The following is a 14,397-nucleotide window of genomic DNA, read 5'->3' as shown; positions in this document are numbered from 1 at the left end:
TTCCCTTCATAATTTCATTCCATAATAAACCTATAATACACATACTTAGGAGGTTAAAAATGAATTGGAATGATACTACCGTAAATTCATATGAACAAAGAATTCCATGTAAAATCCCAGGCTACTACAACCTATATGAAATGATGAATCATTTCTTGTTTACTACACTCCCTAAAGAAAATATGAATCCAAATTTACTAGTTATAGGTGCTGGTGGCGGACAAGAAATTCTCTCAATAGGCAAACAAAATAGCAACTTATCTTTTACAGGTGTTGATCCATCTGAAAGCATGCTACAGCTAGCTAAAAAAAGAATTGAAAGCGAAGGCATACAAAATCAAATTCACTTTGTACATGGAACTGTCCATTCATTATTAACCAATCCATTATTTGACGCTGCTACTTGTATGCTTGTTCTTCATTTCATCCCAACTATTAAGGAGAAAAAAGAGCTTCTTAATGAAATTAGTAGTCGCTTAAAACCTGGTGCTCCATTCTTTCTCTCTACAATAAATGGTGTACCCCATACAAGTATGTTTTCTGCACAATTGAATGCTTGGCGCAACCACATGATGCAAAATCAAATTCCATTAGAAGATTGGAACCGATTTGAAAATTCTTTTGAAACAGAAATATTTCCTATTTCCGAAACGAATCTACTAGCTATCATGGAGGAATGTGGATTTACTCAAATCAATCGCTTTTTCACAAGCTTTTTAATTGATGGATACGTAGCAATAAAACAATAATGAAAAAAGGTAAGCAATTGCTTACCTTTTTTCATATACATCTTCTACACTTGACTAATAAATCTCAATCCTTTACTTAAAGAAGTCGGCACAACAGATGCATGATTCTCCCCTTCAGCTTCATAAAACATAAATCTAAACTGATCGTGTTTTACTTGGAGAAGGCGCTCTGATAATTCGTTTGCACCTACAACCATATGCTCTCGTTCCAATGACCCAACTGTAAGGAATACTCCCGTTTCAACTTTAGCATTGTTTAATTCATTTATAAGATTCTTTTCTTTTTCAAGCACGGATTGGTTATTCCACCAAATAGATGGACTACTTATAAAATAATTTTGAAAGGCATTTACGTTTGTGAATAGTATATGTAAAGCAAATAGACCACCTAAAGAATGTCCAAATAACGTTTGCTTTCCTTTATCAATCTCAAATTTTTTTTCAATTTGTGGTTTCAATTCTTCTTCAATAAAAGTAAAGAAATTATGTGCTCCCCCTGTTTTAGGCCACGCTTTACCGTCCGGTTTTAACGGGGCATCTTTTGAAATTACGACAGGTGTAAGATCATAACATCTTTCTTCTCCTGAAAATGCGCCTTCAATTTGATAACCAATACCTACTATAATTGCTGGTGACACACCTGTTTTTTCTGCTCTTACCGATTGTATTTTAATAGCTTCATGGAACGTTTGGAAAAAGGCGTTCCCATCTAATACATATATAATAGGATAACCAGAATCCGGTGCTGGCTGCTTCGGTTTTGAAATATGAATTTGATACTCACGATTCTCTAATGTCGAATACATTTTCCACTGTTCGGTATTAGATACAATAATTTGTTGTTTTTCAATAGCAGTATTCATTATGCACATCCCCCCTTAACTCGTTACATACATCTCTACTTTTTCCTCTTGAAATACACTATCATAACCGAAGCAAACGGGAGCTCCGTTATATGGATCTATCATGACACGCGCATCGATATGAAATACCTCTTTTAGCACCTCGTTTGTAATAATTTCTATAGGACTACCAGTTGTAATAATGTTTCCTTCTTTCATTGCGATAATTTCATCTGAAAATCTAGCTGCGTGGTTAATATCATGTAATACCATTACGACCGTACAATTATGTTCTTTATTCAGTTTCTCAACGATTTGCAGTACATCTAATTGGTGTGACATATCAAGGTATGTCGTTGGCTCATCTAATAATAAAACTTCCGTCTCTTGCGCTAAGGCCATTGCTAGCCATACTTTTTGTCTTTGTCCACCTGATAAATTCGCAATTTGTCTCGTTCGAAACGCTGATGTTTTGGTAATATCTAATGCCCAATCAATCATTTCTTTATCTTTTGAAGTTAACTTATTCACGTTATTACGATGTGGATAACGCCCATAAGAAACCAACTCTTCTACCTTAATCTCTCCCGGGGCAATCGGATTTTGCGGAAGCAAAGCTAACTGTTTCGCGATTTCTTTCGTTGAAATCGTATTTAAATCTTGTCCTTGTAAATATACTTTACCGCTTTTTTGTTTTAAAATTCTTCCCATCGTTTTTAATAATGTCGATTTTCCGCATCCATTTGGACCTATAATTGTCGTTACTTTTCCCTTTTGTATTTCCACATTTAAATCGCGAAACACTGTAAGTTTTTCATAATTTGCTTCCAAGTTTTTTGCACTTAAAATATTCACTTGTGTTTCCTCCTCTTACGCTTTCGCCTTATAAAGTAAATATAAGAAATACGGTACACCGACAATAGCAATAACAATCCCTACAGGCAATTCTGCAGGCATAAAAATTGTTTTTGCGATAAAATCTGAAGCAATTACAAGTAGCATCCCAATTACTCCGCATGTAGGAATTACATATTTATGTTGAATGCCAACAAGTCTTTTGGCTATATGTGGCGCCATTAGACCAATAAATCCAATACTTCCTGAAACAGCAACACATGCACTTACAAGTCCAATACTGCTTAATAATAGAATAGACTTCTCTCTTTCTACTGAAACACCTAGACTTGTAATACTCGTTTCTTCCAATTGAAATAAATCTAGCAAATAAGCTTTCTTTTTTATAATTGGAATTAATATAATAAGCCATGGCAACATTGCAATAATGTATTTCCAGTTTGCATTATATATGCTACCTGAAACCCAGACAGCTGCCATTTCAAAGTCAGTTGCTTTCATTTTCAATGATAAATACATAGAAAACGCTCCGAAACCTGACCCTATTGCGATCCCTGTTAGTAACAGACGCTGTGAATCTAACTTTCCATTTCGCCAAGAAAATATATAAATTAATATAGCCGCGCCTAACCCTCCAACTAAGCCAAACATCGGCATCATCATTATAGAAATCCAATCCGTACTCTTTATTTGTCCTTGGAAAAAGAACATAAAAATTACGATTGCAGTTCCTGCACCAGCATTTACTCCTAAAATACCCGGATCTGCTAAACCATTTCTCGTAATCCCTTGAATAACAGCGCCAGCTATCCCTAGACCTAATCCTACTAGGCCAGCAATTATGATTCGCGGCAGTCTAAAATCAAATATAACTAAATCATGTTCTGGGACTGGATCAATCCGAAAAATTGTTCGAAAGACGTCCATAATTGTAATATCAAATGTACCATTCGTTAAGCTAATATAAATGGTACATAAAATTAAAAGTATAATAGTCCCCATAGTCATTACAAAACGCTGACTTGAGCCTTTAAGCATGTCTCTCTCCCCCTCTTGTACGAATTAAATAAAGGAAGAAAGGAATTCCAATTAGAGACGTAACAACGCCTATTGGTGTTTCAAATGGATAGTTTACAAATCTGCTTAACACATCACATAAAGCAAGAAACACACCACCAATTACTCCAGCACAAGGCACAATCCATTTATAATCTACACCGATTAAAAAGCGAGTAATATGAGGAATAATTAGTCCTACAAAACCTATTTTCCCTACTAAAGCAACTGCTGTACCAGTCAGAAATACAACAGATAAAATTGCAGTCACTTTTATAATTTTCGTACGCTGCCCTAAATTAATAGACACTTCTTCTCCCAGTGAAAGGATTGTAATAGATTTTGAAATGAGAAGTGCTAAAATAATACCAACTATACCAAAAGGAATTGCTAATTTAAGTATATTGGGATCTACTTGATCTAATTTCGCGTTGTACCAAAAACTAATATTTTGAGAGACTTGAAAATAAGAAGCAATTGCGGCAGAAAGACTACTTAAGAATGTCCCTATCACGGTTCCTATAATTGCTAATCTTACAGGTGACAATCCGTTTCTAAGCAGTGAACCAAATCCAAAAACAATTCCCGCACCTAATGCTGAACCCAGCATAGAACATAAAATCATGTTGACTGAAGACATTCCCGGAAGGAATACCATACACATTGTAATAACAAAAGCAGAACCATCCGTCACACCCATAATAGAAGGGGATGCAAGATAATTCCTTGTCATCCCCTGCATAAGTGCTCCTGATATGGCTAGAAAAGCTCCAACTAAAAGAGCTCCAATTACCCTTGGTAAACGAGATGTAACAATAATATTATGATTTACATTACTCGAATCAAAATGAAACAATGCATTCCACGTCGTTTCAAAATCGATATTTTTTGTCCCATATAAGATAGATAAAATAACAGTAAGTAAAATACATATGGGTGCTAAGCATAAAATTATCATTGGAAGTGAATTTATTTTCCGCATATCATTCAACGCACCTTACTAATTTTATTATTTAGTCAAATTTTTCACTGCTTCTTTTAAAAATACTGTTTTACTCCAAGCAGTACCACCTTGTGCAATAGGATCTACAGTATTTACAAATACTTTCTTCTCTTTTACAGCATTTACACTTTGCCAAATTGGATTACTTTCTATTTCTTCTAGTACTTTTGGTTTATTATTTTCACTTGCTTCATATTGTAAAAATACGTAATCTGGATTTATTTGAGCCAGTTGTTCTAAAGAGAGTTTCTCTTGCGCTTTTACATTTTTAAGTTGTTCTGGAGCAGTTAATCCAAGGTCTTTATAAATTACAGGGTTGAAGTATACTCCTTCTGGATAAACGAATAATGTATTCGCTCTTAATCTTATTACAAGTACCTTTTTATCTTTTAACTTATCTCCAATTTTTGCTTTCGCTTTTTCAGCGTCTGCTTTATAATCCTTAATAATTTTTTCTGCTTTGTCTTTTTTACCAGATAGTTCTCCCATTAATTTCAAATTTTCTTCCCAATCTGTAGAAACATGTGATATTGGGATTGTTGGAGCTACCTTCGTAAATTTCTCAGCCGCTTCTGCTGGGAATTTCGTACTTGATGTAATAACATCAGGTTTTAATTGAAGTAATGTTTCAAAGTTGGGTTCCATTTTCTCACCGACAGATTTCGCACCTTCTAAATCTTTTGCAACGTTCCCTGGTAATTTCCCACCAACCGTAATTGCACCTACCGGTTTAATTCCAAGTACTGCCGCATCTTCCATTGACTCTAAACTAGCTGTCGCAATTTTATCTACTTTTGCTGGTACTGTATATTCTTTACCTAAATATGTAATCTTTCGCTTTTCGTCTTTTTTCGTTTCCGTAGCCTTTGTCTGTTGTTTTTGTTCCCCAGAAGTTTTGTCTGCACTATTACATGCTGCTAAACCAACACTTAAAACTGTAACCATCCCTAATGTAAATAACTTCTTGTTCATCTTTATATATCTCCTCTCGAAATCTTCAAATATATTATTTCAACAATGAAACTTAATTATATGAAACATAATCCTCATCTATATTTCACATCATTAATAAATCTACGTAAAATGGAGAGCCATTCTCGTTCACTTCCCCTAGTATTAAATTCTTTACAACCCTCATCCCACGATAATCACTATCGATGATAATGATTATCGTTATTAAGTATATATTTAATATCAGATTATTTCAAGAATGATTTGAAAAATTTTAACAAACTGAACAAAAAAGAAGTATCTCCTTTTTTCAGGAAGATACTTCTTTTTTTTAGAAATCTATATGTAATTCAACTGGACAATGGTCCGATCCCATCACTTCACTATTAATTTTCGCATCGGTAATTTTATGTTTTAGCCTTTCAGAAATCACAAAGTAGTCTAAACGCCAACCGATATTTTTCGCTCTTGCACCCATACGGTATGACCACCATGAGTACGCTCCTTCTTGATCAGGATAAAGATAGCGATACGTATCAATGAATCCCGCCTCTAAAACACATGTGAATTTCTCTCTTTCTTCATCCGAAAAACCAGGATTTTTCCGATTACTTTTCGGATTTTTTAAATCTACTTCTTTATGGGCAACATTTAAATCTCCACAAAAAATAACTGGTTTCTTTTCATCTAATCGCTTAATATAGGCCCTGAAATCATCTTCCCATTCCATTCTGTAATCTAAACGTTCTAATCCTCGTTTAGAATTTGGTGTATACAGCGTTATCATATAAAAATCATCAAATTCTAACGTAATAACTCGTCCTTCTTGATCATGCTCTTCAATCCCTAAACCATATGTAACAGAAATCGGTTCTTTTTTCGTGAAAATAGCCGTTCCTGAGTAGCCTTTTTTCACAGCATAATTCCAATATGTATAATATCCCTCGGGATTTAAATCAATTTGTCCACTTTGTAATTTAATTTCCTGTAAACAAAATATATCTGCATTAGATTCTTCTAGATATTCTAGAAATCCACCTTTTGCAATAACTGCTCGCAAACCATTTACATTCCATGAAATCAACTTCATCTATGTTCCTCCTCTTGATGTGCATTTTCAATTTTCATGCTAACACAAAATAGATACCCTATCATAGTTTCATCTTTGTAATCTTGCTCTTACATTCGTAAATACGTACATACGTACTTTATTCAGGTTATACTAATGCCAGAGGTGATGTTCTGTGCATAATGAAGAGTTCACAGTAACAAATGAGTATTGGCAAGCAATTATTCATAATGACTCCACATATGATGACAAATTCTTTTACGCTGTAAAATCAACCGGTATTTTTTGCCGACCATCATGTAAATCGAGAATACCGAATAAAAACAATGTACGTATTTTTCTTAAGGCAGAGCAAGCATTACATGAAAATTTTCGTCCGTGTAAACGTTGTAAACCAAACGGACTAACTTTACCTAATGAAGAATGGGTAGAGCAAATTAAAGAATATATCCAAAAACATTATTGTGACGTGTTAACCCTCGACTTACTCGCAGAAATATGCCATGGTAGCCCTTATCATCTACAACGTACTTTCAAGAAAATTGTAGGGATTAGTCCAATAGAATATATACAGCAATTCAGAATTAAAAAAGCGACAGAATACCTTTCACATACAAATCAATCCATTATGGAAATTAGTACTGATGTCGGGATAGAAAATCCGGAGTATTTCGCGACTTTATTTAAAAAGAAGACAGGATTTACCCCTACTGAATATCGAAAAAAGAACGGAATAAAAGAGGTATGAAATAATGAAACCATATGAAAATAAAACTATATATTGGACATTGCTTATTCATAAACATTGGCGTATGCATATTGCAGCTACTTCAAATGGATTATGCTTCATCGGATCGCAAAATGAAACTTTTGAAGAACTAAATACGTGGGCTAGCAAAAAACTGCCACAACATACATTCATCCAAAATCCAGATTATCTGCAAACATATACAAAAGAACTTATCGAGTATTTGGAAACCAAACTAGAAACCTTTACAATTCCTATCGATGTTTACGGAACTGCATTTCAATTAGCTGTTTGGAATACGGTACGTGAAATTCCTTATGGGGAGGCACATTCTTATTCAGAGATTGCGGAAAGAATTCAAAAACCTAACGCTGTACGTGCAGTTGGGACTGCCGTTGGGGCAAATCCTCTGCTTATCACTATTCCTTGTCACCGCGTTATTGGGAAAAATGGTAAACTTACCGGTTTTAGAGGTGGTTTAGAAATGAAAAAAGAATTGCTCAAATTAGAAGCGCTTCGGGAGGAGTAAATATGACAGAGGATTGTAATGAAATATTGTCTTTAGTCGTTCCAAAAGAATTTAGTTTTCAAGAAAACTTACGCTATCTATCGCGTTCTAAAAATGAATGTATGTTCCATATTGAAAACAATAAAATCTATAAAGTCATTCCTGTTCAAAACATAAATCCATTAGTTGAAATTGGTTTGAATGCCGATAGTAATATTCAAATACGTTTTTTAGGAGAATCATATGTCTCTGAAAAATGGGCACACGATGCCGTATCTAACTATGTAAAAGAGTGGTTTGATTTAACTACTGATTTAGCTCCCTTCTATAAATTAGCTAAACACGACCCACTCCTTCAAAAACCCATTAAAGAATTTTACGGTCTTCGTACTTTGGGAATTCCGGATTTATTTGAAGCACTATGCTGGGGGATTATCGGTCAACAAATTAACCTCACATACGCCTATACTTTAAAGAGAAGATTAGTCGAACAATTTGGAGACCATGTAGAATGGAAAGACCGAAAACATTGGATATTCCCATCACCTGAAGTAATAGCAAATCTAAGTGTAGAAGATCTCGCATTATTAAAAATGACTACAAGAAAGTGCGAATACTTAATTGACGTCGCGCAGCTCATTACAGAAGGTAAATTATCAAAAGAATCTCTATTACAAATACAAGATGTGAAGCAAGCTGAAAAACAATTAACTAGCATTCGCGGTATAGGGCCATGGACAGCTCACTATGTTTTGATGCGTTGTTTACGATTCCCTTCAGCTTTTCCAATTGATGATGTTGGTTTGCATAATGCAATTAAATTTATAACAGGTTCCGAAAAGAAACCGACTAAAAATGAAATAAAAGAATTTGCATCAAATTGGACAAATTGGGAGTCTTACGCGACTTTTTATTTGTGGCGGGTGCTATATTAAAATTTCCTAATAAAAAATAGATAGGGAAACCTATCTATTTTTTCACATGTAAAAACTTCACACATACTGGCTCTGGAACATTGACGTCCGTCTGTACAAGCGTTAGCTCACCTGTCATTTCATCCCTAGCAAATAAAGTCAAAGTATTAGATCTTTCATTCGCTGCAATTAAAAATTTTTCATCCGGATCTAAAGAAAAATCACGTGGCCAATCCCCTTCTGTCGATACTGTTTCAATAAAAGCGAGCTCTCCATTGTGCTCATTCACTCGGAAAACCGCGATACTATTATGTCCCCTATTTGCTGCGTAAACAAACTTGCCATCAGAAGAAATGTGAATTGCACTTCCGTAACTATCTTTTCTAAAATCTCCAGGTAATGTAGAAATGTATTGTTTTTCTTTAAAACTGCCACTCTTTGCATCATATTGAAGTACAATAATCTCTGAACTTAATTCTGTCATAACATAGGCATACTGCGCACTTGGATGAAATATAAGATGCCTTGGACCACTACCATGTTTTACAGATAACCGTGTAACTTCTATTAGTTCTCCATCACTTTCTTTATATGTAATCACCTTGTCTATTCCTAAATCAACTGCTACTACATATTTTTCATCAGGAGTAAAATCCATATAATGAGCATGTGCCTTTTCTTGCCTTTCCTTATTTGGTCCTGACCCTTTATGTTCTACAATTACCTTAGCAGCATTTAAACTTCCGTTATCCTTTTTCACTAAATAGGACTCAACTGCCCCTTTATGATAATTAGCTGCTACTACTATACTATTCTCCCGATTCACACTTACATAACACGGCGATGCTCCTTCTAAAACTTGCATATTAATCGAATTTAGATTACCGGATTTATTATGAATGGAAAAACTAGCAATTCCACCTAATCCATTATCTTTCGCAACAGAATAAAGGTACTCGTTGTTGTGACTAATCGTTACATATGTCGGACTTCCTATATGAGCTGCTAATTCAATCCCTTTAATCTTTCCAATGTTCGTATCAAGTATAAATTTATAAATCCCTTTACTATCCGCCTTTGTATATGTCCCTACATAACCATGATATTGATTTTCACTCATAATATTTCCCCCTTTTACACATGTCTTGTAAACAAGTTTCACCTTATATTTTTTACTATAGAAAAGAACCAAGTAGTACTTCATTACTACTTGGTTCTCTTTTTAAGCTTGCTCTTCAAAGCGTCTTGCGATTTCTACAATAACTTGAACAGCTTTTTCCATAGTATCTACCGAAACATATTCAAATTTACCGTGATAGTTTTCACCGCCAGTAAAAATGTTTGGTGTCGGTAATCCCATATATGATAATTGTGATCCATCTGTTCCACCGCGAATTGGATGAATATTCGGTTCAATATTTAAACTTTTCATTGCCTCATACGCAATATCAACAATTTCTCTCACCGGTTCAATTTTTTCAAGCATATTATAATATTGATCGTTCATCTCTAAAACAATTGCATCTTCGCCGTACTTTCCTTGCATATTTTTCACAATATCTTGGATGTTATTTTTACGCGCTTCAAAATGATTACGATCAAAATCTCTAATAATATAGTAAGCTTTACTTTGCTCAACATCACCATTTAAAGAAAGTAAATGATAAAACCCTTCATATCCCTCTGTATATTCTGGCGCTTCTTCTACTGGCAAGTATCTATCAAATTCCATAGCGAGTTTACTTGCGTTGCGCATTTTGTTTTTCGCTGTTCCAGGATGTGTATTTGTCCCTTTAAAAGTTAACTTAGCCCTTGCAGCGTTAAAACTTTCATATTCTAAACCGCCTAATGGACCTCCGTCCATCGTATAGGCAAAGGATGCACCAAACGCTTCTACATCAAAATGCGATGGTCCACGGCCAATCTCTTCATCTGGTGTGAATGCTACTCTTATTTTCCCGTGTTTAATTTGAGGATTATGTATTAAATAATTCATTGCCACCATAATTTCTGTAAGACCAGCTTTATCATCTGCCCCAAGAAGTGTTGTACCATCAGTTGTAATAATTGTATGTCCTTTATATGATGGTAGTTCTGGGAACTGTTCTGGCGTTAATACAACGTTTAACTCTTCATTTAACGTAATTGCTTTCCCATCAAAATTTTCATAAATTTGTGGTTTTACGTTTTTCCCTGTAAAGTCTGTCGCTGTGTCTAAATGTGCTAAAAAGCCGATTACAGGAACATCTTTATCTGTATTTGCAGGAAGTGTTGCCATTACATAACCATTACCATCCATCGTCACTTCTGATAATCCAATTTCTTTTAACTCTTCTACTAATAACTTACCAAATTCAATCTGTCCTGGTGTTGTTGGCACCGTATGACTTTCTTCATTTGATTGTGTATCAATCTTCACATATCTCGTAAATCTTTCAATAAGTTCTTGTTTCAAATTCGTTCACTCCTTTTTATATTTCTTTCTCTATTATAATCCTTAAAACGAAATATTTTAACTTTTTTGACTGTGAAGATGTATATTTCATGTACATTGTTAACACTTTAAAAAAAACATAAAAGACATAATATTTGTACATTAAAATTCTAACATGTAATATACATAATTATATAATGGGAGGTTTAAAAAATGAGACTAACTCTCTTTCGCTATTTTCTTTTTTTCTTAGGATTAATTTTCTTTGGGCTCGGAAACGCTCTTGCAGTCAAAGTTAAATTCCTCGGGTTACATCCTTGGGAAGTTTTAAATATGGCTCTCTATGAACGATTCGGATGGACACTTGGTACTTGGAGTGTTATATGCGGGTTATGCCTCGTACTTATTTCTTTACTAGTAGATCCAAAATATATAAACGTAGGCACATTTTTAAATGCATTGCTTATCGGCCCTATTATGGACTTTTTCTTACAATCAAACATCCTTCCAAACGCTACTGATTATTTATGGATAAATTTATTCATTTTGTTTTCTGGTATTGTAATTACAGGTATTGGGGGCGGTATATACGTTGCGGCTGGAATTGGTGCTGGACCTCGTGACGGATTCATGCTTACTATTTCTGACAAAACTGGACTGTCTATTAGTCGGGCTCGAATCATTGTAGAATGCGTTGTACTAGTTATTGGATATATGCTAGGAGGTCCTGTCTTCATCGTAACTTTTCTATACACTTTTATTCAAAGTCCAATCTTTCAGCAATCATTTAAGATATTTCAAACACTCTTACATACTTTACATAACAAAAACAAAGAGAAAATTAATGAAAATATATAAAACATAACTTAATACCAATTACTCTTTTCATTAACTTTCTTACAAATAATTCACCCTATTTACGATTCCCACCGCAAATAGGGTGTTTCTTTTTTCATCCGATAATATATATTTAATTAAACATCAAGAGCATATACTACTCATTCACAATAAAAGTATATACATCATTATAAATACAACCATTGACCCTAATAACATACTTCCCAGGCTCACTAAAACTAATTGTGTATTTGTTTAACTGAATTGCCTCCTTATTTCCAGAAAGAACGTCGATGCTTCTACCACTCAATAAATAAGATTCACTTTGATTCATCGCTACATTAATAGCATTGAACTTCTCCTCTTTCACTTGCGTTGTTTCTGCAGCGCTTACACTTGGTTCTAAAAAAAGTAATCCACTTAATCCAATTGAACCCGCCAGAGCTACTCCTGCAAATTTTTTCATTTTTTTCATCACAATGGCCTCCTTATAATTTTAGTGTAAAGGCGATGTCCCCCCTACACCACAAAGCCTATATGTTAGGAAATGAAAAGTAAACGTGTACAGTAAGACAAAATTCTACATTTTTCTCTCCTATGGAATATAAATCCAGCGTTTGGAGTTTTGTCACATTTAAAATTGTTTCCCTAAACCAATTTTTCAATAAATTATTCAAAAGCTGAATAATTACTTATTTGATTTAACATTCTAAAAATAGTTGATAAAAACTATTTCTCTTCAAAAAAGAGTGTGTTTTAAAAGTAGTTTTTAAAACACACTCCATATAATCCATTTCATTTCTCTCTCCATAATCTCTCTACATTTATTAATTGCTCGTCTTTAAATTCTAGCTTATATACGTCTGGCTTTGATGTATTCATTAAAAATTCAAGCCCATACTGGTTATCAAAATGGTTCATCATCAATGTCATTACAAGCCCATGTGTACCAACTACAATTTTATGTCCTTGAAAATCTATTAATATTTCTTTTAATATTTTCACGACTCTTCTCTGACAATCCACATACGACTCTCCTCCAATTAGTGTGAAATCTGGATTAGAGAACATCTTCTTTACGAGTGGATACACTTCCTTATCTGATATAATCTTATCCTCACTTAAAAACCTACACTCTTTGAGATTTTCATATACTACTATTCCTTTTTCATGGAAATTAGCTGACTTTTCTATCGTTAACATAGCCCTCTTATACGGGCTTGAAATGAAAGTATCAATCCCCTCTGTTTTTAATATCTCAGTTACTTTATGAGCATCTAAAGTTCCCTTCTCAGTTAATCCACGTGTTCTTTCATCCCCTTCTAATTTTGGTGATTCACCATGCCTAACCATATAGATATATGTATTCATACGTCCTCCTTGAAAATATTTATAAGTTAATTACTTATTTTAATCTCTGCCGTCTCAAAACTTGAGTACAATCAAAATATTAATTAATTCTTCTTTTAAACTATTTTATGAACTTTGCTAAACTGTTCGTCTAATCCATTCCCAAACTAAACTCTCAAATAGATCCGGCTGTTCAATTTGCAAATTATGTCCCGCCATATCTAACACCGCTAATGTTGCTCTTGGGTAATCTTCAATAATTCGTACAATATCTTGATAACCTACTGATATATCTTGTCTCCCAGCTAACAATAGAACTGGTTTCTCATATTTCTTACGATGAAAGTCTAAAGTAAGAGAATAATTCTTTTGTAATCTTTCAATAAATTCATTATTAGCAACATCTAGCCCCGACTTAATCTCTTCTTTGAATCGCTTATATGTATATTCATTCGCTACCACTGCTAATTCGCAAAATTCTTCCCTTTCGGTTGAAGTGAGCGTTTTTAAAAATTCCTCATCTCTTACAATTATCTGTTTATCTGGTAGAAGTCTTTTTCCTGGTTGTGCTACAACAACAGGACATACTAATAATAATCCATTAACCCTCCCAAACATCTTTGAAAGTATCCCTCTAGCTAAATATCCCCCCTATGATTCTCCTACCAATAAAAGTTCTTCAGCAGAAATGATTTCCTCAATAAATGTGATAAGCACTTCTACTATACGATCTGAACTATTTATCCAATCTGGAGCATTCGATTTTCCCATGCCAGGTAAATCAATATAAATTCTTTGATAACCTTCATATTTCTGAAATACTGATTCCATACACCTCTTCATTAACCTATGGTCAGGAGCACAACCATGTATGATAATGACTGGTTTACCTTCTCCCACAATTTCATAGTATATTTCTGCGTCCTTAATCCGGCATATCATAAAAAAACCTCCCTAGTTTTATATTTATCTTTAAAGACAACTGTCTCAAATCAACAGGAATATACGTTCTTATTTTATATCTTTTCACAATATTTTTTCAAATTTTAATTTTCAGACTCAAAAACCAAAAAGCTTCCTC

At 34.1% G+C, this 14,397-nt stretch carries 15 protein-coding genes and 1 pseudogene; 5 read left to right on the top strand and 11 right to left on the bottom strand.

What is annotated here, in order from left to right; all coding sequences use genetic code 11:
• Positions 1–59 precede the first annotated feature (59 nt).
• Entirely contained in the window at positions 60–749 is a 690-nt protein-coding gene (locus tag ACE38F_RS10590; protein ID WP_002165226.1) for a class I SAM-dependent methyltransferase, read from the top strand.
• A 44-nt stretch (positions 750–793) separates the two neighbouring features.
• Here ACE38F_RS10590 and ACE38F_RS10585 read toward each other — a convergent pair whose 3' ends face one another.
• The 6 genes from ACE38F_RS10585 to ACE38F_RS10560 all read right to left on the bottom strand — a co-directional run bounded on the left by ACE38F_RS10585 (position 794) and on the right by ACE38F_RS10560 (position 6,546).
• Positions 794–1,612 (bottom strand): alpha/beta hydrolase, encoded by an 819-nt coding sequence (locus tag ACE38F_RS10585; protein ID WP_375369367.1) that lies wholly within the window; start codon positions 1,610–1,612, stop codon positions 794–796.
• A 15-nt stretch (positions 1,613–1,627) separates the two neighbouring features.
• The gene (locus tag ACE38F_RS10580; protein ID WP_061688527.1) at positions 1,628–2,446 is read right to left on the bottom strand and encodes an ABC transporter ATP-binding protein; all 819 of its coding nucleotides are present in this window, start codon (positions 2,444–2,446) and stop codon (positions 1,628–1,630) included.
• A gap of 15 nt (positions 2,447–2,461) precedes the next feature.
• The gene (locus ACE38F_RS10575) at positions 2,462–3,484 is read right to left on the bottom strand and encodes a FecCD family ABC transporter permease (RefSeq protein WP_002087982.1); all 1,023 of its coding nucleotides are present in this window, start codon (positions 3,482–3,484) and stop codon (positions 2,462–2,464) included.
• Positions 3,477–4,484 (bottom strand): FecCD family ABC transporter permease, encoded by a 1,008-nt coding sequence (locus tag ACE38F_RS10570; RefSeq protein WP_002087983.1) that lies wholly within the window; start codon positions 4,482–4,484, stop codon positions 3,477–3,479. The genes ACE38F_RS10575 and ACE38F_RS10570 overlap by 8 nt, the downstream gene beginning before the upstream one ends.
• A gap of 27 nt (positions 4,485–4,511) precedes the next feature.
• On the bottom strand, positions 4,512–5,477 hold the full coding sequence (locus ACE38F_RS10565; protein ID WP_002087985.1) for an iron-hydroxamate ABC transporter substrate-binding protein: 966 nt from the start codon (positions 5,475–5,477) through the stop codon (positions 4,512–4,514).
• A gap of 310 nt (positions 5,478–5,787) precedes the next feature.
• The gene (locus ACE38F_RS10560; RefSeq protein ID WP_193665083.1) at positions 5,788–6,546 is read right to left on the bottom strand and encodes an exodeoxyribonuclease III; all 759 of its coding nucleotides are present in this window, start codon (positions 6,544–6,546) and stop codon (positions 5,788–5,790) included.
• A gap of 154 nt (positions 6,547–6,700) precedes the next feature.
• Here ACE38F_RS10560 and ACE38F_RS10555 point away from each other — a divergent pair, with 154 nt between their 5' ends.
• The 3 genes from ACE38F_RS10555 to ACE38F_RS10545 are packed head-to-tail and all read left to right on the top strand — an operon-like array spanning position 6,701 to position 8,716.
• The gene (locus ACE38F_RS10555; RefSeq protein WP_002014656.1) at positions 6,701–7,273 is read left to right on the top strand and encodes a bifunctional transcriptional activator/DNA repair enzyme AdaA; all 573 of its coding nucleotides are present in this window, start codon (positions 6,701–6,703) and stop codon (positions 7,271–7,273) included.
• A 4-nt stretch (positions 7,274–7,277) separates the two neighbouring features.
• Positions 7,278–7,802 carry a methylated-DNA--[protein]-cysteine S-methyltransferase gene (locus ACE38F_RS10550; protein WP_375369368.1) on the top strand — a complete coding sequence of 175 codons (525 nt, stop codon included), beginning with the start codon at positions 7,278–7,280 and terminating at the stop codon, positions 7,800–7,802.
• 2 nt (positions 7,803–7,804) lie between these two features.
• Positions 7,805–8,716 carry a DNA-3-methyladenine glycosylase 2 gene (locus tag ACE38F_RS10545; RefSeq protein ID WP_375369369.1) on the top strand — a complete coding sequence of 304 codons (912 nt, stop codon included), beginning with the start codon at positions 7,805–7,807 and terminating at the stop codon, positions 8,714–8,716.
• Between the two features lie 34 nt (positions 8,717–8,750).
• Here ACE38F_RS10545 and ACE38F_RS10540 read toward each other — a convergent pair whose 3' ends face one another.
• On the bottom strand, positions 8,751–9,815 hold the full coding sequence (locus ACE38F_RS10540) for a lactonase family protein (protein WP_375369370.1): 1,065 nt from the start codon (positions 9,813–9,815) through the stop codon (positions 8,751–8,753).
• Between the two features lie 102 nt (positions 9,816–9,917).
• Positions 9,918–11,150: a peptidase T gene (gene pepT, locus ACE38F_RS10535; RefSeq protein WP_375369371.1), complete on the bottom strand. Its 1,233-nt coding sequence runs from the start codon at positions 11,148–11,150 to the stop codon at positions 9,918–9,920.
• 192 nt (positions 11,151–11,342) lie between these two features.
• Between pepT and ACE38F_RS10530 the strand changes: the two genes are divergently transcribed.
• Entirely contained in the window at positions 11,343–11,987 is a 645-nt protein-coding gene (locus ACE38F_RS10530) for a YczE/YyaS/YitT family protein (RefSeq protein ID WP_002160800.1), read from the top strand.
• Positions 11,988–12,123: 136 nt separating this feature from the next.
• On the opposite strand, the gene ACE38F_RS10525 is transcribed toward ACE38F_RS10530, so the two are convergent.
• From ACE38F_RS10525 to ACE38F_RS10515, 3 genes and pseudogenes are all read right to left on the bottom strand, one after another.
• On the bottom strand, positions 12,124–12,441 hold the full coding sequence (locus ACE38F_RS10525) for a hypothetical protein (protein ID WP_098777279.1): 318 nt from the start codon (positions 12,439–12,441) through the stop codon (positions 12,124–12,126).
• A gap of 320 nt (positions 12,442–12,761) precedes the next feature.
• Complete coding sequence (locus ACE38F_RS10520; protein WP_375369372.1) at positions 12,762–13,337, bottom strand: histidine phosphatase family protein; 576 nt, start codon at positions 13,335–13,337, stop codon at positions 12,762–12,764.
• Positions 13,338–13,454: 117 nt separating this feature from the next.
• Positions 13,455–14,258 (bottom strand): annotated as a pseudogene (locus ACE38F_RS10515) (alpha/beta fold hydrolase).
• Between the last annotated feature and the right edge of the window lie 139 nt (positions 14,259–14,397).

This window comes from Bacillus altaicus (genome assembly GCF_042136375.2).
Taxonomy (GTDB): Bacteria; Bacillota; Bacilli; order Bacillales; family Bacillaceae_G; genus Bacillus_A; species Bacillus_A cereus_U.
The sequence above is the reverse complement of the archived record's forward strand: the minus strand, read 5'-3'. Positions and strand labels throughout refer to the sequence as shown.